Genomic DNA, 20,094 nt, shown 5'->3' with positions numbered 1-20,094 from the left:
CTCAGCGCAGATTGATCCGTCGGCGTCGGTCGTTTTTCCCGCGCAGGTCGCGGTTTAGTCTGCGGTCGCCTTGGTACAAAATTGTTTCCCAATCCGTAGTTTCCGGAGTAGCTGGGGGGTAAGCCGCGGCCACCGGAGGACTTTTCTTAGGGCTCACGAACAGCCAGGACACCAGTCCGAGCGTCATATCGGACAATGAATTCTTGAAGCCGATATAAGCCCTGATGGCGTAGGCCGCCAAGACGGCGTTCAACGCGGCAAAGACTGCGTTGCCCCAGTTCTCACTGAGCACATCGCGGTATAGCGTGAACAGTGAGAAGAGCACGATTATGTAAGGAACCGCGACGTGTAATGCTGGCGCGGCCGTGCGGTCGCGCACCTTGGGAGTTCTGGCGAAGGGAATCTTCTCTCCGGTGAAAGCCTGCTGAACGGATTTAAGCACCCCAGCCATATTCACCGGTAGCAGCACAAGATTAAAGCCGTAGATGCGGAAGATATCGCTGAAGCGGTGCCCGGAATCACGAAGATCGCTGCCCATGCAGAGGAAGTAGGGAACGGCCGCAGCGAATATCAATGGACTGAGCAGACGGCTGTCGTATGGGTAGGCCAGGAGGAAGATCAGCCCAACGCTGGCCCAGGCAATGGAAGACATGTAGTTGACCCGGAGCAAGATCTCGCGTAATCGCAGGGGATTGCGCTGCAGCCGCCGCTCGCGCGCCTGCCTCCAGAGTTTGGGCATGATCAGCAACCCGCCGTTGGCCCACCGTCGGCGCTGCACCACTAGCGAGCCGAAATCAGGCGGGGTAGCGCTGTAACTCAGCCGCTCGGGGTAGTTGCTCAGAGCCCATCCATGGGCACCCAGATCAATGCTTGATTCAGTATCCTCAATCACCGTGCGGTCCTGAATATACGTATGGATCTCATAGCCGCCCACGGTGTTCACCTGGGCGATATCCTGCAGTGCCTCCTTGCGGATCACCGCATTCGCACCGACCCAGAACGTGGCGTTGTAGAGGGTCTTGCCCTGATGCAGGATGTGCTGGATGTCGGTCGTTGCACCTGCGATCCGCTCAATGCGGGTCGGGGCACCTCGGAAGGAAGAATAGGGTGTCTGAGTCACTGCAACGCGCGAGTTCTCCTCCGATTCAAGGAAGTACACCAAGCGCAGGCAGTAATCGCGCAGCAGGATTGAGTCAGCATCCAGCGTCAGTAAGTAGGTGCTGTCCGGGATGCTGATCAGGCCCTCAACGTTGGTGTGCTGGCCCTGTGGGGCATATTCACGCAAGATCAGAGCGTCGCCGCGCTGCTCGGGAAGCCATTGCTTGCCCATCAGAGAAATATAGGAATTGAGATTCATCGCCTTATTGGCTTCCTGGGAGAGACTCGCGTAACGCTTGCGCTCGAAGTTCACTAGTTGCGCGTTGAAGATGCGCACCAGCCGCAGGTGCAGTTCCTCCATCCGGGAAGTGTCCGGCACGGAATCCTGGGCGTGAGCTGCCTCCAGTGCCAGCAGGGTCAACCGCAGCTCGCGGGAGAGCCCCATGAGCACCGAATCGACGAAGAATTCCTCGACATGGTCGCTGACAGTTTCAGCTTCAGCCATGGCTTCCAGCCACTGAGCGCACCAGCGGTAGCTGGAAATCAATTCTTCCAGCAGGCGGTGAGACTCGCTATGGTCCGCCTGACGGAAGGAATCCAGCGCCGATTGAGTGCGTGCCAACGGCTCCTGCAACGCACGCTGAATCTCCCCGGTCAGCTCGCGGGTAAGCTCCAGTTTTTGTGCAACCGTCTCATCGCGAGGAAATGGGTCGTCATCGATCAGCAGGACCACACGAATCGCCGGAAATTCCTGAAGCGCAGCAGACCACAGGGTGCCCCGCACCACGGCAGGTTCTTCAGCATAGCTGGGCACCAATACGGTAATGCTTTCGCGGTGGTCGCGGAAATGCCGGTCCAGTTCCCCGCGCGGCACACGCCGGTGGGCAGCGAACCGGTTCAGCGCGCCCTGCCGCGCGGTGAGGTACATCAATGCCGAGAAGGTCAGCAGCGTGACCACCAACAGGTAGAGGACAGCTTCGAATTGGAATCGGAACCCCACGCCTGGATTATTTGCCAACTCCCGCAGAATGGTGCTGACCACGTAGGAGAACCACGCGGCGATAGTCGTCACAATGGCCACGCGGCCCCAAGCCAGTTTGCGGCGCGAGGGGGCTGGATGGACTATCGGCAAAGGGTCGGAGCGTTTTTCCGAACCCCACTGCCGACGTCTGCCTGCGGCAGCCTGCTGGGCATCATTTTTGACAGAGCTCATGCGGGTTCCTTCGCGAGATGATGAATCGATACTGAGCACGTAGCTCGTGAGTCAGATAATGCCAGCTCAAAAATCGTCACCCAGCTGGCGGGGCTACCTCAGGCACGCAGGCGCTGCGTAATTGGCACAATTCTAACGCATGGGGATACGATAAACCGGCGGGTGCGAACTGACGCCCTCGAATCATGCTGAGGCGGGGTTCAGGCGTTGCCTGCAGATGCCCGCCTGCGTCCGGCTAGTCAGCGATTTTCTTCTTTGCTCCTCCTAAGGGGACCACATGGCTTTACAGTTTCAAGGTCGACGCCTGTCGCCAGTTCGGGTGCTCATAGTTGCGGCGGCCATCGCTGCGTTGGTTGCCGGCGGACTGGCCTACTGGCATCGCGCCAACGACAGCGCCGCCGCGGCGGATGCCGACCAGTGGTTCGGTGCCTATGTGGATGCCACCTCCACGCCTTTTTATGACATCGGTGCATCCGCGGCTCCGGAGCAGCGGGTGGTTCTCGGGTTCGTGGTCGCAGATCCAGAGGATGACTGTGCCCCCTCATGGGGCGGTTACTACTCAATGGACGAGGCCGCTGAAGTCTTTGACCTGGATCGCCGTGCCGCGCGGGTTAATGCCGCCGGTGGCCAGATCGTCGTATCGACCGGGGGACTGCTCAATGATGAGCTCGCCACCGCATGCAAAGATCCGGCGGCTACAGCTGCCGCCTACCGCGCAGTGCTGGATCGCTACCAATCCACCACGTTGGATCTGGACATTGAAGGCGATGACCTGAGTGACGCTGAGGCCGGCCAACGCCGGGTCGAGGCTGTGCTGCAGCTCCAACAAGACACAGATTTCCAGCTCTGGCTGACGCTGCCGGCGGCAACCTTCGGACTCGCCCCGGAAGGAGTGGCCGAGGTGCAGCGCATGCTGGATGCCGGGGTGCGGATCGACGGGGTCAACTTGATGACGATGAACTTCGGGCAGACCCGGGAAAGCGGCCAGTCGATGGCAACGGCGTCAATTCAAGCCGCGCAAACTGCACATCAGCAACTTGACGAGTTGTATCAGGCCAAGGGGCAGAAGCTGGGCGAACGGTCGCTGTGGCGCAAAATCGGGGTGACACCGATGATCGGCCAGAATGACCTGCTTGGTGAGGTGTTCAGCCTGGAAGATGCCGTGGAGTTGAACCGCTTCGCGCTGGCGCAGGGCGTAGGCCGGGTCTCCTTCTGGTCTGCTAACCGCGATGCCGGCTGCGGGGAGACCTATCCGGATCTGAACAGAGTCTCCAATAACTGCAGTGGCGTAGCACAGGATACCGGGCAGTTCGCTTCGCTCTTGTCAGCCGGCCTGGGGCAGCAAACGCCGGCGGTCGCACCTTCCCTGGAGTCATCTGGAGAGAAAGCGCCGGTGGAGACTGCTATTGCAGATGATCCGGACGCCAGCCCTTATCCGATCTGGAATGCCCAGTTCGCCTATGTCAAGGGTGACCGGACCGTATGGCGCAAGAATGTTTACGAAGCCAAATGGTGGAACCAGAATTCGGCACCAGATGCCCCCGCAGGAAAAGACCAGCCCCAACCGTGGAGTCTGGTGGGCCCGGTGCTGCCGGGAGACAAGCCTGCCGCGGTGCTCGAAGCTCCGGCAGGCCTGTACCCGAGCTGGTCCCCGGAGAAGGTCTACACCAAGGATGACCGGGTGCTTTTCGAAGGCCGCGTGGTTCAGGCCAAATGGTGGAATACGGCGCAATCGCCGGAAGCAGCCCTGCAAGGATCCACCGATTCGTCATGGATGGTCCTGGACAACGCGACGGTGCGAAAGCTCATTGATAAGAAACCTGCCAAAACACCTTCTGCACCAAGCAAAGCCAGTGCTACGTCTCCGGCTGCGGAGAACTAGCACCGGCTTTGCCGCTGCGCCTAGTTTTCTGGGTCCGCCAGGTACGCGAGGGCTTCATCCATGTCGGTGACATACGCCGCCAAGCCGGCATTGGTCAGATCCGCCATCATGAACCCTGCCAGTACTCGGTCCACACGGCTCTGGCCCAGTAAAGCCAGTCGGGTGGAAGTGCGCGCAGCGCTGACCCGAGTGGCTACGCCGGGGCACACATCGACCAACCCGCTCACGTGGACTACCGCACGGATGCCACCAACCTGGTTCTCGGCCAGCAGAAAACTGGCGATCTCCTCGAAGAGTTCCAGATCAAGAGTTGTTCCCGGCGCGAAAGCGATTTCGCGTATACGGTCGCCGAGTTGGCGCGCTGTCCATAGTGGTACTGCGCTTTGGCCCGGATGCGCTTCGAGTGGTTGAGTGATCATCTGTCCCCAAGTGTGATCCCAGCCCGCTGCTCTACGTGGTCTATGCCAACGATGAGATGCGGGTCACTAATAATTCTCCTGCTTAGTCTATCCGAAAGATTACCAAGATTTTACCCGAGTCCCATCGGCTCGTAGGCGCCTGGTTTACCATAAAAATAGCCTTGGAAATGCGTGGCTCCCAAGGCGATAAGCGCATGCGCCTGCTGCGCGGTTTCCACGCCCTCCACCGTGCAGTCAAGCTCGCATGCCGCGGCCAGATCGAAAATCGAGCGCAAAATAGCGCGCTGCCGCGCGCTGGTTTCCACCTCGGTATTCAGCGATCGATCGATTTTCACCCCGGCAACCGGCAGTTTGCTGAGATAGCCAAAGGACGAGTATCCGGCTCCGAAATCGTCGATATACACCCTGACTCCCATCTGCTTCAGTGCCATGAGGGTATATAGCTCCAGCTTGCCATCTGAGATGTAGCGTTCCTCGGTAACCTCGATAACCAAACAGTCAGCGGGAACTTCATAGCTGCGCAGCAGGCCCTTGATCAGGTCGGGGAAGGCGAGATCACAGAGTTCTGCCGGAGTCACATTCACTTGGACACGGAAATCGCGTGTCACCTTGCCCGCTGCGTGCCAAGCGGCCAAATCTGCCAATGCCCCGGAGAGTATTCGTGCGGTAACTTTGTTTGAGATGCCTGCCGCCGCCGCCAGCGGCAGGAATTCCAACGGTGACAGCACCCCCAGCTCGGGATGCGCCCAGCGCGCCAGTGCCTCCACAGCCACGTGCGCACCGGTGCTGGCGCAGATGATGGGCTGATAGACCGGGAAGATGTCCCTGCAATCCAGTGCGTCGCGCAGCTCTGAGCTGAGTTTTGCCTTCTGACGGCGTTCGTAGAGCATATACTGCTCGAATTGCTGAACCTTGTCCTGGCTGGAGTTGCGCTTGGCGACGTACATGGCGGTATCCGCCTGCTCAACCCATTGGTCTTCGCTCTGCGCAGGATTGCTGGCGCAGAAACCAATGCTCCCACCGGGAGTGATCACCGATGAGTCCAGGTCTATGGGCTCCTGCAGGACTTCGAGGATGCGCTGGCCCAGTGATTTAGCGGACACGATATCCACGTGCGCAAGAATTGCGAACTCGTCGCCTCCCAGACGGGCCGCGAGGTCGCCGGGGCGCGTATGCGCTTCCAGCCGCCGTGCTACTTCCTTGAGCACTGTGTCTCCGGCATTGTGCCCATGGGTGTCGTTAATATGCTTGAAGAAATCCAGATCCAGCAGGAAGAGGACAGCAGCAGGCTCACCGCGCTGCAGGGATTCGTGATGGGCGCGCAGCTCGCGTAGGATCGCCGCTCGATTTGCCAGTCCGGTGAGGGTATCGGTGTAAGCCAGTACTTCCAGGCTTGAACTGGCGCGTTCAAGCATTGCGGTGCGCTGATCTACGCGGCGCTCTAGGGCCTCGTAGGTGTCTCCGAGGCGGGCTGCCATGGCTCTGATGCCGACAATGATCGCATCCACATCGTCGCGCAGCACACTGGGGGTGAGCGACACTGAGAAGTCCCCGGCAGAGATGCTCACTATCGCATCGACGATCTGCTGAATCCGCGGGTCAGTATTCTCCGTCACGGGCACCACCTTGGGTTGGGGTTTGCTGGTGCGTCCATTGAGCGACGTATTGCTGCTTATCCCTCGCTACCGACTGGCGGCCGGTGGACGCAGCAAGGTCAGCCCACCACTGGTACAGCGGTACCAGATGCTCGCCGGATCCGGAATAGTGCGCGGTAAAATCCTCAAGCAACACCGTGGCCCGCTCTGAATCCCCATCCAGGGCCGCAAGCCGGGACTGGGTCATACGTAATCCCATCCGGTCCAGATCTCCGGCCTCAATCAGCTCAAATGCCGTTTCGGCGCGCTGCAGGCAGTCGTGCGTCGCCGAATCGGCGATACCCGCTTGCAAGCGCATCTCGGTGGAGGCGCGGTTGAACCGCGCCCAGAGCAGCATGTCTTTCGCGGGGCTGAGCAATGTCGCGGCGCGGTCATGATAATGCAGTCCAAGTTGCGGTTGGTTGACCATGAACGCTAAGTTGCCAAGGGTCCAATAGGCTTTGCCCTGCTCGTGGGAATCGATAACTAGGTGCAGGCATTCATCGAGCTGGCCGTGCAGCTGCCACGCCTGCCCGAAGTCTCCACTTTCCACCAGGGCGGCAATCAGCACTTGGTAAACCTGCACCCGCAATGGTGATTCTGCTGGAAAGTTTGTGCTTTGCTTGCGAGCCTCGCTGGCCATTTCAAGTGCGGCTTGCGTCTGCCCGAGGCAACGCTTCGCGGTGGAGGACTTGCATAGTGCTTCAACGTGCAGATCCGCGCGCTGGAGCAGGTTCGCGGTGTGGGTTAGTTCTGTGGCGAGGGCATCCATGAATTCATAGTCATCAGCTTCATGCGCTGCCGAGCAGAGTGCTTCTTGGACCAGCCAGGCGGTCCCCGGGTCGACCGTCGGGGAGAGCTGCGTGAGCAGCTGCGTGCCGAGTTTGAGTACCGCTTCATAGTCTTCTTCGTGCACCTTCTGCAGGAGTCGGGAAACCGACATCTGCACCGAGGCTGCTGGGGGTATTTGATCCACGGAATCAGTATCGCATTATTGGCGGAGCACTTGTTGCCAGTGACTGGAAACACTAAGATGATCTGCGGCGCACAGCAATTTTCGCAGCGTGCCGTGGCTAGCAGCCGCTTTTCAAAAGCGAAGGATCGCACCCTCTATGAAGAAGATCAAGAAAATTGCAGTTTTGTCCGCAGCGGCGCTGGCATTGGTAATTGGCGTCGCCGCCAATACCTCGCAGCCCGCCGATACCGATGCCGGAGGCCTATGGCCATATAAGGCTCAGGTCACTAACCCAGCTGGCGGACTTTGGCCTTACTAAGCCGGGAAATGCAGCACTGCTGAGTTCGCTGTGTCTTTGAGAAGAGACGGCAGTAAAGCAAGCTGAAATCACCGGAGAAATTCGCGCACAGCGCGGGAATGCCTCCGGTGATTTTTGTTTTGCCGTTCGCCAGCCGCTCAGCGCGGCGAAGGAACTATTTAAACGAAGCTTTCGGTGCCCTCGATGGTATTCATGAAATGATCCATAAAATCAGCGAAATCCCGCGCATCAATTTCTTGATCGATAACTGCTCCAACGCTGACCGCATCATCAACATGCACGTCAATACTCGGAGTCCCGGGGATAGCAAAACGGAAGACGCGTCCGGTAGACGTAGCGACTTCGTAACCACCATCATTGAGCAAGGCCAGCTGATTCACGTTGGTGTTGTTGATGGTGATGGCCGCTTCCGACGCGGAAAGATCGGTTGAAGAAACCGGTGCGAGGACTAGTTCCGCTGGCTGACGTCGATATCCAATGACCTTCAAGCCTCCCGAACCGGCAATGCCGGTACCTGCCACCAGGTTATAGCTGGCGAAGTTGGGGATCTGTGAGTCAAAGGCCTCATGGAGGAGGCGCTTGACGTGGTCGGTAGGATTTTCGTCTGGGCGTGGGTCCATAAGTTCCACTCTACCGACTTTGATGGACAAATTGATCAGTCTCCTCGCATAGCGAAATATGTCATTGTCGCGTCATGGGTTGTCCAATTGGTCATATTGACTACTAGAATCTCAAATATGAGCCAGGATACAGCCCCAGATATCAAACCACGTTCACGTGTGGTCACCGATGGTATCCACGCTGCCCCATCACGCGGCATGTTGCGTGCGGTCGGCATGGGAGACGATGACTTCGCTAAACCGCAAATCGGCATTGCCAGTTCGTGGAATGAAATTACCCCTTGCAACCTTTCACTGAACCGATTGGCGCAAGGCGCCAAGGAAGGTGTTCACGCTGGGGGAGGGTTCCCCATGCAGTTCGGCACCATCTCGGTCTCCGATGGCATTTCCATGGGCCATGAGGGAATGCACTTCTCGCTGGTTTCCCGCGAAGTCATTGCCGACTCGGTAGAAACCGTCATGATGGCCGAGCGCCTCGACGGTTCGGTCTTGCTAGCAGGCTGCGACAAGTCGCTGCCAGGCATGCTGATGGCAGCTGCCCGGCTCAATCTTTCCTCGGTATTCCTTTACGCCGGTTCCATCATGCCCGGTTGGGTCAAGCTCGAAGATGGCACCGAAAAAGATGTCACCCTGATTGATGCCTTCGAAGCCGTGGGAGCTTGCGCCGCCGGCAAGATGAGCGAAGAAGATTTAGGCCGCATTGAACGTGCCATCTGTCCGGGCGAAGGCGCCTGTGGCGGCATGTACACGGCCAACACCATGGCATCCATTGGCGAGGCGCTGGGTATGTCCCTGCCCGGCTCGGCGGCCCCGCCATCCCCGGACCGCCGCCGCGACATGTTCGCGCACAAGTCCGGCGAGGCCGTCGTTGAAATGCTGCGCAAGGGCATCCGTGCCCGCGACATCATGACTAAAAAAGCTTTTGAAAACGCCATTGCCGTGATGATGGCCTTTGGTGGTTCCACCAATGCGGTGCTCCACCTGCTGGCCATTGCCCGCGAGGCCGAGGTTGAACTGAGCCTGTCAGACTTCAACCGCATTGGCGACAAGGTTCCGCACTTAGCGGACCTGAAGCCATTTGGCCGCTACGTGATGAATGACCTGGACCGTATCGGCGGTGTACCGGTGGTCATGAAGGCGCTGCTGGATGCTGGATTGCTGCACGGGGACTGCCTGACCGTCACCGGTAAGACGATGACAGAAAACCTGGCGCATATTGCTCCGCCGGATCCAGATGGCAAGATCCTTCGCGCGGTGGACAATCCGATCCACAAGACCGGCGGCGTGACGGTGCTGCATGGTTCGCTGGCGCCGGAAGGTGCTGTGGTGAAGTCCGCAGGCTTTGATGCTGACGTTTTTGAGGGTACCGCCCGCGTGTTTGAACGCGAGCAGGGTGCACTGGCGGCATTGGACGCTGGCGAAATTCACGCAGGGGACGTAGTGGTCATCCGCTACGAAGGGCCTAAGGGTGGTCCGGGGATGCGCGAAATGCTTGCCATTACCGGTGCCATCAAGGGCGCGGGACTAGGCAAGGATGTACTGCTGCTGACCGATGGGCGCTTCTCCGGAGGAACCACCGGTTTGTGCATTGGACACGTCGCTCCGGAAGCCGTTGACGGCGGGCCAATCGCCTTCGTCAAGGACGGGGATAAGATCCGCGTGGATATTGACGCGCGCAGCTTTGACCTGCTGGTTGATCCTGCCGAGCTGGAAGCTCGCAAGGTCGGCTGGGAACCACTGCCGGCTAAATTCTCCACCGGCGTGCTCGGCAAGTACGTCAAACTAGTCAACTCGGCGTCAACCGGCGCCTACTGTGGCTAAGAAGAACTTGTAAAAGTCATTGGTTGGACGCCAACGCGTCCAACCAATGGACATTCATCTCATATAATGAGATGATAGGGGTCTCTAGTTGCTCTTTCCCTCCGGGTGGAGAAAACTAGAGATATGCAAACAACCATCGAGGTTCTACTAGTTATCAGGCGCGAAGCCTGAAACGTTGTCCACTAGGACAGAACGTCGGTAACGCGCCAGCCCCCTTTCGTCAACAGTGACGGCCGCGGGGCGTTTTTTATGCGCTAACGAAGAGATAGAAAAGGAAAGGGTCCCGATGAGCAACTCAACACCAGCCAATCCGGCCTCGGTTGCGAAATCAATCAATCGATCAAAGGATGCCGCCACCGCTGTCTCTTCCGTCGTGGAAGCTTCGAACCCGGTACAGGGTCCGAATAATATCGTCGCTCCCACAAAGATGACGGGGTCACAAGCCATCGTCCGCTCGTTGGAAGAACTAGGCGTCAAGGACGTCTTCGGATTACCAGGTGGGGCCATCCTTCCCACCTATGATCCACTAATGGATTCGACCAAAATTAATCACATTTTGGTTCGCCATGAACAGGGTGCAGGCCATGCCGCACAGGGTTACGCCATGGTTTCCGGTGAAGTGGGCGTGTGTATCGCCACTTCCGGTCCGGGTGCAACCAACCTCGTCACCGCGCTAGCAGATGCCAATATGGACTCGGTTCCAATGGTGGCAATTACCGGACAGGTACACAGCGCATTTATTGGCTCGGACGCGTTCCAAGAAGCGGACATTGTTGGCATCACGATGCCAATTACCAAGCACGCTTTTTTGGTGACAAATCCTGAAGAGATTCCACGAGTAATGGCAAGTGCCTTCTACCTCGCACAGACCGGACGTCCCGGTCCGGTGCTGGTAGATATCACGAAGGATGCCCAGCAGGGGGACATGACGTTCTCTTGGCCACCGAAGGTGGATATCCCCGGTTACCGTGTGGTGACCAAGGGACATAACAAGCAGCTGCGTGAAGCCGCCAAGCTGATCGCTAGCGCAAACCGTCCGGTGCTCTACGTGGGTGGTGGCGTTATCAAGGCCAACGCGCACCAGGAGCTGAAGGCTTTTGCCGAGTTCATCAACGCCCCGGTGGTCACTACCCTGACCGCACGCGGCGCGTTTCCGGACAGCCACGAGCAGCACGTCGGCATGCCTGGCATGCACGGCGCTGTGTCCGCGGTGACCGCCTTGCAGCAATCAGACTTGCTGATTACTCTGGGCGCACGATTTGATGACCGCGTCACCGGTGTGCTTCCATCATTCGCCCCTAACGCGAAGGTGATTCACGCCGATATTGACCCAGCTGAAATTTCAAAGAACCGCACCGCGGATGTGCCAATCGTTGGTTCGCTGGATGAAATCATCCCGCAGCTGCAGGAAGCCTGCGCTACGCGTTTTGAAACAGATAAGCCACAGGATCTCACCGGCTGGTGGGCGTTGCTCAACCGCCTGCGTGAAACCTACCCGATTGGCTACACCGAAACCCATGACGGGCTTTCGGCTCCACAGAACGTGATTGAACGGATCGGCGCACTTACCGGTCCCGAGGCGGTCTACGTGGCCGGCGTTGGCCAGCACCAAATGTGGGCGGCGCAGTTCGTCAAGTACGAGCGTCCGCGCTCATGGCTGAACTCCGCAGGCCTTGGCACCATGGGCTACTCGGTACCCGCAGCGATGGGCGCCAAGGTAGCTCAGCCAGACCGTGTGGTGTGGGCGATTGACGGAGACGGCTGCTTCCAGATGACCAACCAGGAGTTGGCCACCTGCGTAATCAACCAGATCCCTATCAAGGTTGCCATCATCAACAACTCCTCGCTGGGCATGGTTCGCCAGTGGCAGACGCTGTTCTACAACTCGCGCTACTCCAACACCGATTTGAACACCGGTCACGGAACTGCACGGGTACCGGACTTCGTGAAGCTGGCAGATGCCTACGGTTGCGTAGGCCTGCGCTGCGAACGCGACGAGGACATCGACGCGACCATCCAGAAGGCCTTGGAAATCAATGATCGTCCGGTAGTGATTGACTTTGTGGTCTCCGCTGATTCCATGGTGTGGCCAATGGTCCCTTCAGGTGTCAGTAATGATCAGATTCAGATCGCTAAGGGCATGACCCCAGTCTGGGAAGAGGAAGACTAGAACATGGCAAAGCACACGCTGTCGGTACTTGTCGAAGATGTTCCCGGCGTACTCACCCGAGTAGCCAGCCTCTTCGCCCGCCGCGCATTCAACATCCATTCGCTCGCGGTGGGTCCCACCGAAATTGAGGGAATCAGCCGCATGACCGTCGTGGTGGACGCCGAAGGAGACTCCCTGGAGCAGGTCACCAAGCAGCTGAACAAGCTGATCAACGTCATCAAGATCGTGGAGTTGCTGCCGGAAACCTCGGTGCAGCGCGATCACATCATGGTCAAGGTCCGTGCAGACGCAGCAACCCGCCTGCAGGTTACCCAGGCCGCCGAGCTCTTCCGTGCCTCGGTCATCGACGTGGCCCAGGATTCGCTGGTCATCGAGGCTACCGGTAATGCCGGGAAGATCGATGCACTGCTCGCGGTCCTTGAACCATTCGGCATCCGCGAGATTGTCCAGGCCGGCACCTTGGCCGTGGGACGCGGATCCAAATCAATGAGCGACAGGGCACTGAAAACCCTTTCCGCCTAAGCACCACCAAATACACTTTTAATAACAAACTTCTTTGTCGAAGAAAACCTAAGGAGAAATCACAGTGGCTGATATGTACTACGAAGACGACGCGGATCTTTCAATCATCCAGGGCAAGAAAGTCGCAGTCATTGGCTACGGCTCCCAGGGTCACGCACACGCACTGAGCCTGCGCGACTCCGGCGTAGAGGTCATCGTTGGCCTGGCCGAGGGCTCGAAGTCCCGCGCCAAGGCAGAAGCCGAAGGCCTGAAGGTCGCCACCGTGGCAGAAGCCGCCAAGTGGGCAGACGTCATCATGATCCTGACCCCGGACCAGGTCCAGGCCCAGGTTTACGCAGAGTCGATCTCCGAGCACCTCGAAGAGGGCAACGCCCTGTTCTTCGGCCACGGCTTCAACATCCGCTTCGGCTTCATCAAGCCACCAGCAAACGTTGACGTGGCACTGGTTGCTCCGAAGGCTCCGGGTCACACCGTGCGCCGCGAATTCGAAGCAGGCCGTGGTATTCCTGACCTGATCGCCGTGGAGCAGAACTTCACCGGCGGCGCCAAGGAACTGGCACTGTCCTACGCAGCTGGCATTGGCGGCACCCGCGCCGGCGTCATCGAGACCACTTTCACCGAAGAGACCGAAACCGACCTGTTCGGTGAGCAGGCAGTTCTCTGCGGCGGCACCTCGCAGCTCGTGCAGTACGGCTTCGAAGTTCTGACCGAAGCTGGCTACAAGCCAGAAATCGCTTACTTCGAGGTACTCCACGAGCTGAAGCTGATTGTTGACCTGATGTGGGAAGGTGGCATCGCCAAGCAGCGCTGGTCCATCTCCGACACCGCTGAGTACGGCGACTACGTCTCCGGCCCACGCGTGATCACCCCAGAGGTGAAGGAAAACATGAAGGCTGTACTGGCTGATATCCAGTCCGGTGCTTTCGCTACCCGCTTCATGGAAGACCAGAAGGCCGGAGCTCCAGAGTTCAAGGCACTGCGCAAGAAGGGTGAAGAGCACCCAATCGAGACCACCGGCCGCGAACTGCGCTCGCTGTTCTCCTGGATCTCTGATTCCTCGTCGGATGACTACGTAGATGGTTCCGTAGCTCGCTAAGGCAAGTTTCAAACCAGCCCTATAGCTGAACCACTGGCTCCGAACGACTGAAAAGTCGTTCGGAGCCAGTGGTTTTTATTTTTGCCACGAGCAGCGCGTTCTTTGTGGGTCATTGAAGAGGCAGCAAAGTATAAATACTTGGATGAAATTGGAACTTTGTGATCAGTACGTACTTTAGTATTCAACTAATTGATGGGAAGATTGATTTAGCGATTTCTCGCTGGGGGATAGCGGTATGGTATCGCTTAGATTGAGTCCCATTCAAAACACTCGCGTGAAAACGTGACTGGTCGTGAATTTTCTGGAACGACCACGGTGCAACATGAATGCTGAAGGAGCAGAAATGGCTAGTGGCGAAATTGAAATTGTGTCTGACAGTAACGGCGTTGCGGTTCTGGGCGAGCGCGGAGCCGTTGAAAAGTACTTGGATTCTGTCGGACTACTTTCCAAAGAATTGCCACTTGATCGTTTGAACCCAGCTCTAGGCATGGGTGCATCGGCGATGCAAGCAAGCAGTGGGATAGCGGAGAACTACGGCCGCTGGGTCAAACTCTCCAAAGAGTCGTCACAGTTTTTCAAACACCAAAATCTGATGGCTGGATCAGGAAAGGGACTGAAACGTGCCGTCGTCATGAAAGATGGCAAGATCAGCAATCTGCTTGAGATTGTCACCGGCCCTACCACTTTCCTCTCAAATCCTGCGGTTCTTACGGGCGTTGGCGGCATCATGGCTCAGTACGCCATGCAACAGACAATGGATGAAATCACCGACTACCTGAAAGTGATCGACGAGAAAGTCGACGATATCCTGCGTGCGCAGAATGACGCGGTCTTTGCAGACATGGACGGCGTGGGGATGCTTATCGACGACGCGATGACTGTTCGGGAACAGGTTGGACTTGTTGGGGAAACTACCTGGTCCAAGGTTCAGTCGAATGCCAAAACCATTGCATCGACCCAAGCGTACGCGCTGCGTGCTCTGGACGCGTTGGCAGAGAAACTTGAGAAGAAATCAAAGATGGGAGAACTCGCCAAGATCACCCGCGAGATCGAATCTAAAGTCAACCCATGGTTGGCCGTCTTAGCAAGGTGCTTTCAGCTTCAAGATGGCATGTCTGTCTTAGAGCTTGATCGGGTTTTGAACGGTTCGCCCGAGGAGCTCGAAAATCATCGAGTAGGGCTCCAAATATCGCGTGAACGTCGCATCGTCCACATCACGCAGGTGACCGAGCAGCTTTTGGAACGAATTGCTGCTGTTGCTGGAATGGCAAATTCCAAGGTCCTGTTACATCCCAAATCTTCCGGTGACGTCATCAAAGCAACAAATATCGTATCCAACGATGTAGTTGAGTTCCAAAGCCGACTGGGAATTGAGAGTGCTTTTGGTGCTCTTGAATCCAAGAAGTGGCTCAAGGCTGTCTCCGAAGTCCGGGATAAAGTTACTGACGCAGGTGCTGATGGCCTTAGCGCTATCAAGCAGTTTGGTGACGATACGAAGAACCGTGCTTTGGATAAGGCAGAAGATATGGCGGCCTCATTAGCTGAGAACATCAGAAAGAGCCGAGACGATGATGACGAAGATACTGCTAAAGACACCGTCGAAAAGTAAATTTCAAATTTCGTTCATACCGCTGCGGCATTGCCGCTGTGAGCATTTGTACCCATTGAATTGACCGTGGCCGCATTCCGAAGAATGCAGCCACGGTCAATTTATTCTCTTGCTCATGGTCCTATGGAAGTAACTGGGAGCTATTAGATCTTTGAGGCGCGGTAGCCGGCCTTGCGGGCATCGGCAGCGGTCTTGAAGCACTCTTCAGGCTTGGTGATGTTGTAGAAACGCTGGCCCTTCACATGGTACTTCCACTCCTTCTGGCTTCCGGTACGGTTTCCCTTCACCGGGTAGCTAGCAGGACAATTCTTGACTTTGCCATTCATCTTCACCGACTTTTTGGTCGAGGCTTTCTTGACCAGCAACGTCTGAGTCTTTTTTACAGTCGAGGTCTTACCCTTGAGCTGGTATTTGACCGAGGTAGTGATCTTGTATGTGCCGGCTGCAAGCTTGACCGACTTCTTGTTCTTGGCCACGGACTTCTTGCCCTTGACCACGCTCAAGAGTGCAGACTTGATCTTGACTTTCTTCGCCTTGGAATAGCTAGGCTTGATGGTTGCCTTCGCTGAACCCTTGACCGTTTTGGTCCCGATCTTCTTGATGGAAACGGCCGGCGTTTTCTTGGCGGCAGAGACACTAATGGTCGGAACAGCAGTCGGCTGCGAAGCAGCAGCTGCAGCGGTGACGCCTGAGAAGGCGAGTGCGCCGGTTGCGATGATAGCAAACGCGCGCTGAGCGAGTTTATTCAATTTTTCCCCAATGAAATTTCGGTTCGAGTACGGGACTCCATGGTCCCGAAATCTGATTCTAATAGGAGAATCCTCCAGAAAGTACAAGACTCGTATAAAGATGTCGTTGAATCCTTATTTTCGACGAGAACGCAAAATGGTTCCCCTCCCCAGCAGGGGAAGGGAACCATTTGAGAAGCGAGGTCAGGCCTTAGTGATATGGATCGGCGAAGCTGAAATCGAGCAGCCCGTTGAGGTACTCACCGTAACCGCTCTTGGCGAGCGTCAATGCCCGCTGGCGCAGCTGTTCATTGTCGATAAATCCCTGCCGCCACGCGACTTCCTCTGGAACACAGATCTTCAGACCCTGCCGGGCCTCGATGGTGCGCACAAAGTTTGAGGCATCATTCAATGATTCAAAGGTTCCGGTGTCCAGCCACGCGGTACCGCGAGCCAGAACGTTGACGTTGAGCGTTCCCTCGTCCAGGTACAAACGGTTGATATCGGTAATTTCCAGTTCTCCGCGCGCCGATGGTCTCAGCCCGCGAGCCTTGGCTACGACAGAGTTGTCATAGAAATACAATCCCGGAACCGCATAATGGCTTTTCGGGCTTGTTGGCTTCTCCTCCAAAGAGATAGCCCGGTGATCCTCATCAAATTCCACGACGCCGTAGGCACGCGGATCTGCGACCCAATACCCAAAGATGCTGGCCCCGGGATTGTCCACGTATTTTTGCAATTGTGTACCGAAGCCAGGCCCATGGAAGATATTGTCACCCAGCACCAAGGCGACCGAGTCATCACCGATATGGTCTTCACCGATCAAGAAAGCCTGTGCAAGCCCGTCTGGTGTTGATTGCACACGATAACTGAGCATTATTCCGAATTGAGAGCCGTCCCCAAGCAGCCCTCGAAAAAGAACCTCATCCTGTGGTGTGGTGATAATCAAGATGTCTTTGATCCCAGCGAGCATTAAAGTCGACAAAGGATAGTAGATCATCGGCTTATCAAAGACCGGCACCAACTGTTTTGAAATTCCCTGTGTAATTGGGTGCAGACGCGACCCGGTTCCCCCAGCAAGTATTATTCCCCTCATGTACCGAGCATAACTATGGGGACTATAGAGCCGGCAGAGTAGTCATACTCGAAAATTGCTAGGTTGCTTCTGCACCTGCAGGCCTCTGGCTAGTCTGAGAAGATGAAAAGAATCCTTGTAACTGGGGGAGCAGGATTCATTGGGGCGAACTTTGTCCACCACATGATTGAGCACTCCGACAGTGAAATCACAGTCCTTGATAAAATGACCTATGCCGCGAATCGGCAGTCGTTGTCCGGTATTGATCCCAAACGGGTAGACCTTGTCGTGGGAGATATCTGCGACTACGTGCTGGTCAATGAGCTTGTGCCGCAGCATGACGCGGTAGTCCATTTTGCCGCAGAAACTCACAACGACAATTCCTTGCATGATCCGCGTAGCTTCCTGAATTCAAATGTTGTGGGGACTTTTGAACTACTTGAAGCAGTGCGCCACCACGAGGTACGCCTGCACCATATTTCCACGGATGAAGTTTATGGGGATCTGGAGCTTGACGACCCGCAGCGCTTCACCGAATCCACACCCTATAAGCCTTCGAGCCCTTATTCGGCGTCCAAGGCTTCCAGCGACCTGCTGGTCAAGGCGTGGGTGCGTTCCTTTGGCATTGAGGCAACGCTGTCCAACTGTTCCAACAACTATGGGCCGTTCCAGCATGTGGAGAAGTTCATTCCGCGGCAGATCACCAACATCCTTGAGGGGCAGCGACCGAAGCTCTATGGAAACGGTGCCAATGTCCGCGATTGGATCCATGCCAGTGACCACTCGTCTGCGGTGCAGCGGATTCTTCAAGCCGGCGAAGCTGGGCGAACCTATCTGATTGGCGCTGATGGTGAGCGCAATAACCGTGATGTCCTGGGATTGATTCTGAATCTCATGGGCCGGGAAGCTGACGATTTTGAATGGGTTGCGGATCGCGCGGGGCATGACCTGCGCTATGCCATTGATTCCTCAGTGCTACGTGAGGAACTGGGCTGGGCACCGCAGTACACCGACCTGGAAAATGGTTTGGAACAGACCATTGCTTGGTATCGTGAGCACCGTTCGTGGTGGGAGCCGGGCAAGGCACAAACCGAAGAGCGTTATCGGGTGCAGCTTGCGGCCGAAGTTCGTGTGGCGAGCTGATGAGCCGGGATAATCAACTCAAGGTAGAGCACACGGCCATTCCCGGGTTATTGGTACTTCACCTACCGGTGCATGTTGACCAGCGCGGTTGGTTCAAAGAAAATTGGCAGCGCCAAAAGATGGTGTCGGCCGGATTGCCAGACTTCCGCCCGGTGCAGAACAACGTCTCGTTTAATGCCGACCGCGGTACCACGCGTGGTTTGCACGCGGAGCCCTGGGATAAATATGTTTCGGTGCTTTCCGGAGAGATTTTCGGCGCCTGGATGGATCTGCGTCCCGGAGCGAACTTCGGCACCGTATTTACCGTGCGGATGGGGCCAGACCAGGCGGTGTTTGTACCTCGGGGCGTAGCCAACGCGTTCCAGACCCTGAGTGACAACACCGTGTATTCCTATCTGGTCACCGAACACTGGACCGAGGCCTCGCGCGCTGAGTACAGCTATGTAAATCTTGCCGATCCGCAACTGCGGATTGACTGGCCCATCAGCTTGGATCAAGCCATCGTTTCACAGGCCGACAGGGACCATCCGCACCTCGAAGAAGCTAAGCCCGTGCAGCCGAAGAAAATTGCCGTACTCGGCGGCAATGGCCAGTTGGGCCGTGCCTTCGCGCAGCTGGCCATAAATGACCCACGACTTGTGGTCTTGACACGCGAAGACGTAGATCTGCAGAACTCCGGATTTACCGATGCGCTGGACCTTTCCGGTTACAGCCACGTCATCAACGCGGCAGCGATGACCGCGGTAGACCTCGCGGAAACCGGCGCAGGTCGGTCCGAAGCCTGGCAGGTCAATGCTGTGGCTGTACGCCGGCTGGCCACAGCATGCGCCGAACAGGGCGTGGCCTTGGTCCAGGTTTCCACCGATTATGTTTTTGACGGTGAAACCGACAACGCTGGCGAAGATGAAATGATCTGTCCACTGGGTGTTTACGGACAGAGCAAGGCAGCCGGGGAACAAGCTGTACTGGCCCATGCCCAGAACTATGTGGTGCGGACCAGTTGGGTTATCGGCCAAGGAAACAATTTTGTACTCACCATGCGTCGTCTGGCCGACCAGGGGATTGACCCGAAAGTAGTTGAAGACCAGGTAGGGCGGCTGACCTTTGCCGGTGAACTTGCCTTAGGCATAGCTCATCTCATCGATTCGGGCAGTGCCCCGGGAATTTATCATCTACAGGGAAATGGCGAGCCCTCGAGCTGGTATCAGATTGCGCGCAGGGTCTTTGAACTCAGTGGATATGATCCGGCAAGAGTGCAGCCCACGACGACGCAAGAATATGCCGCTGGTAAGCCATTTTTGGCTCCGCGTCCAAAGTACAGCACCTTCAATATGGACAAGTTACGTGCCACTGGATTCACCGGCCGACCTGAGACAGATTTGCTCGCGGAATTCCTGGAAGTTGCACCTGAGAAGTCACAGTACGTGACCGAGTAAAAATCGAGTATGACAGCACACCCGGTGCGATTTCCTCGTAATTTTTCTGGATTTTCAGTAACTGGAAATCCAAATAATCTGGAAAGTTCCAAGTCAAGTGGATTTGCGTGTGAATTCACAGACTGGATGCTTGGGTGCCTGTGGACCTTTTCGTTACCTAGAAACCGAGTATGTAGTACCTGTAACGCAACTTTACTGTGACAACCAGCTGATTTTCGGGCTGTTCCATCCTAGTATGGGATTCATGCGGTGGAATCTAAACATTCCAACCGTAATCTTGGGGGAACGAACCGATTGGGGCGGTTTGAATAATGGAATATTCACGTTTTTTGTCAATTAACAACGCTCAAAATG

Annotated in this window: 16 protein-coding genes; 9 read left to right on the top strand and 7 right to left on the bottom strand. The window is 56.6% G+C overall.

Going from position 1 to position 20,094, the window contains the following annotated elements; genetic code table 11:
- Position 1: 1 nt before the first annotated feature.
- Positions 2 to 2,311, bottom strand: a complete 2,310-nt coding sequence (locus IEX04_RS15970; RefSeq protein ID WP_096256150.1) for a glycosyltransferase family 2 protein — start codon at positions 2,309 to 2,311, stop codon at positions 2 to 4.
- A gap of 277 nt (positions 2,312 to 2,588) precedes the next feature.
- Between IEX04_RS15970 and IEX04_RS15965 the strand changes: the two genes are divergently transcribed.
- The gene (locus IEX04_RS15965; RefSeq protein ID WP_188687136.1) at positions 2,589 to 4,193 is read left to right on the top strand and encodes a chitinase; all 1,605 of its coding nucleotides are present in this window, start codon (positions 2,589 to 2,591) and stop codon (positions 4,191 to 4,193) included.
- Positions 4,194 to 4,213: 20 nt separating this feature from the next.
- On the opposite strand, the gene IEX04_RS15960 is transcribed toward IEX04_RS15965, so the two are convergent.
- The 3 genes from IEX04_RS15960 to IEX04_RS15950 all read right to left on the bottom strand — a co-directional run bounded on the left by IEX04_RS15960 (position 4,214) and on the right by IEX04_RS15950 (position 7,222).
- Entirely contained in the window at positions 4,214 to 4,612 is a 399-nt protein-coding gene (locus IEX04_RS15960; RefSeq protein WP_188687134.1) for a hypothetical protein, read from the bottom strand.
- Between the two features lie 110 nt (positions 4,613 to 4,722).
- Positions 4,723 to 6,228: a putative bifunctional diguanylate cyclase/phosphodiesterase gene (locus tag IEX04_RS15955; RefSeq protein ID WP_188687133.1), complete on the bottom strand. Its 1,506-nt coding sequence runs from the start codon at positions 6,226 to 6,228 to the stop codon at positions 4,723 to 4,725.
- Positions 6,212 to 7,222: a hypothetical protein gene (locus tag IEX04_RS15950; protein WP_188687131.1), complete on the bottom strand. Its 1,011-nt coding sequence runs from the start codon at positions 7,220 to 7,222 to the stop codon at positions 6,212 to 6,214. Before IEX04_RS15950 ends, IEX04_RS15955 begins: the two co-directional genes overlap by 17 nt.
- 136 nt (positions 7,223 to 7,358) lie before the next feature.
- Between IEX04_RS15950 and IEX04_RS15945 the strand changes: the two genes are divergently transcribed.
- The gene (locus IEX04_RS15945) at positions 7,359 to 7,520 is read left to right on the top strand and encodes a hypothetical protein (protein ID WP_188687129.1); all 162 of its coding nucleotides are present in this window, start codon (positions 7,359 to 7,361) and stop codon (positions 7,518 to 7,520) included.
- Positions 7,521 to 7,678: 158 nt separating this feature from the next.
- On the opposite strand, the gene IEX04_RS15940 is transcribed toward IEX04_RS15945, so the two are convergent.
- A complete protein-coding gene (locus tag IEX04_RS15940) occupies positions 7,679 to 8,140 on the bottom strand; it encodes a hypothetical protein (RefSeq protein ID WP_188687128.1) in 462 nt (153 codons plus the stop codon).
- Between the two features lie 117 nt (positions 8,141 to 8,257).
- On the opposite strand from IEX04_RS15940, the gene ilvD reads away from it, so the two are divergent.
- From ilvD to IEX04_RS15915, 5 genes are all read left to right on the top strand, one after another.
- Entirely contained in the window at positions 8,258 to 9,961 is a 1,704-nt protein-coding gene (gene ilvD / locus IEX04_RS15935; protein WP_188687126.1) for a dihydroxy-acid dehydratase, read from the top strand.
- A gap of 286 nt (positions 9,962 to 10,247) precedes the next feature.
- Positions 10,248 to 12,131 (top strand): acetolactate synthase large subunit, encoded by a 1,884-nt coding sequence (locus IEX04_RS15930; RefSeq protein WP_188687124.1) that lies wholly within the window; start codon positions 10,248 to 10,250, stop codon positions 12,129 to 12,131.
- 3 nt (positions 12,132 to 12,134) lie between these two features.
- Positions 12,135 to 12,653 carry an acetolactate synthase small subunit gene (gene ilvN / locus IEX04_RS15925; protein WP_096256157.1) on the top strand — a complete coding sequence of 173 codons (519 nt, stop codon included), beginning with the start codon at positions 12,135 to 12,137 and terminating at the stop codon, positions 12,651 to 12,653.
- A 73-nt stretch (positions 12,654 to 12,726) separates the two neighbouring features.
- Positions 12,727 to 13,749, top strand: coding sequence for a ketol-acid reductoisomerase (ilvC, locus tag IEX04_RS15920; protein ID WP_382344689.1), 1,023 nt, complete (start codon positions 12,727 to 12,729; stop codon positions 13,747 to 13,749).
- Between the two features lie 292 nt (positions 13,750 to 14,041).
- Positions 14,042 to 15,358: a hypothetical protein gene (locus tag IEX04_RS15915; RefSeq protein WP_229677198.1), complete on the top strand. Its 1,317-nt coding sequence runs from the start codon at positions 14,042 to 14,044 to the stop codon at positions 15,356 to 15,358.
- Positions 15,359 to 15,501: 143 nt separating this feature from the next.
- Here IEX04_RS15915 and IEX04_RS15910 read toward each other — a convergent pair whose 3' ends face one another.
- Positions 15,502 to 16,107, bottom strand: coding sequence for a sunset domain-containing protein (locus tag IEX04_RS15910; RefSeq protein WP_229677197.1), 606 nt, complete (start codon positions 16,105 to 16,107; stop codon positions 15,502 to 15,504).
- Positions 16,108 to 16,297: 190 nt separating this feature from the next.
- Positions 16,298 to 17,182: a glucose-1-phosphate thymidylyltransferase RfbA gene (rfbA, locus tag IEX04_RS15905; protein WP_188687122.1), complete on the bottom strand. Its 885-nt coding sequence runs from the start codon at positions 17,180 to 17,182 to the stop codon at positions 16,298 to 16,300.
- A gap of 102 nt (positions 17,183 to 17,284) precedes the next feature.
- Between rfbA and rfbB the strand changes: the two genes are divergently transcribed.
- Together rfbB and IEX04_RS15895 are read left to right on the top strand one after the other, a co-directional pair.
- Complete coding sequence (gene rfbB / locus IEX04_RS15900; protein ID WP_188687120.1) at positions 17,285 to 18,304, top strand: dTDP-glucose 4,6-dehydratase; 1,020 nt, start codon at positions 17,285 to 17,287, stop codon at positions 18,302 to 18,304.
- The gene (locus IEX04_RS15895) at positions 18,304 to 19,740 is read left to right on the top strand and encodes a sugar nucleotide-binding protein (RefSeq protein ID WP_188687118.1); all 1,437 of its coding nucleotides are present in this window, start codon (positions 18,304 to 18,306) and stop codon (positions 19,738 to 19,740) included. The genes rfbB and IEX04_RS15895 overlap by 1 nt, the downstream gene beginning before the upstream one ends.
- Positions 19,741 to 20,094: the final 354 nt, after the last annotated feature.

Source organism: Glutamicibacter ardleyensis (assembly GCF_014644555.1).
GTDB lineage: Bacteria > Actinomycetota > Actinomycetes > Actinomycetales > Micrococcaceae > Glutamicibacter > Glutamicibacter bergerei.
Note: the sequence above shows the minus strand (reverse complement) of the source record. Positions and strands in the feature narration are given on the sequence as shown.

Excerpts from the sequence above, each read along its gene's own strand:
- ilvD (WP_188687126.1), top strand. The coding sequence starts at position 8,258 with ATGAGCCAGGATACAGCCCCAGATATCAAACCACGTTCACGTGTGGTC.
- IEX04_RS15940 (WP_188687128.1), bottom strand. The coding sequence starts at position 8,140 with ATGGACCCACGCCCAGACGAAAATCCTACCGACCACGTCAAGCGCCTC.
- rfbA (WP_188687122.1), bottom strand. The coding sequence starts at position 17,182 with ATGAGGGGAATAATACTTGCTGGGGGAACCGGGTCGCGTCTGCACCCA.
- IEX04_RS15970 (WP_096256150.1), bottom strand. The coding sequence starts at position 2,311 with ATGAGCTCTGTCAAAAATGATGCCCAGCAGGCTGCCGCAGGCAGACGT.
- IEX04_RS15930 (WP_188687124.1), top strand. The coding sequence starts at position 10,248 with ATGAGCAACTCAACACCAGCCAATCCGGCCTCGGTTGCGAAATCAATC.
- IEX04_RS15895 (WP_188687118.1), top strand. The coding sequence starts at position 18,304 with ATGAGCCGGGATAATCAACTCAAGGTAGAGCACACGGCCATTCCCGGG.
- IEX04_RS15945 (WP_188687129.1), top strand. The coding sequence starts at position 7,359 with ATGAAGAAGATCAAGAAAATTGCAGTTTTGTCCGCAGCGGCGCTGGCA.
- ilvC (WP_382344689.1), top strand. The coding sequence starts at position 12,727 with ATGTACTACGAAGACGACGCGGATCTTTCAATCATCCAGGGCAAGAAA.
- IEX04_RS15960 (WP_188687134.1), bottom strand. The coding sequence starts at position 4,612 with ATGATCACTCAACCACTCGAAGCGCATCCGGGCCAAAGCGCAGTACCA.
- IEX04_RS15965 (WP_188687136.1), top strand. The coding sequence starts at position 2,589 with ATGGCTTTACAGTTTCAAGGTCGACGCCTGTCGCCAGTTCGGGTGCTC.
- rfbB (WP_188687120.1), top strand. The coding sequence starts at position 17,285 with ATGAAAAGAATCCTTGTAACTGGGGGAGCAGGATTCATTGGGGCGAAC.
- ilvN (WP_096256157.1), top strand. The coding sequence starts at position 12,135 with ATGGCAAAGCACACGCTGTCGGTACTTGTCGAAGATGTTCCCGGCGTA.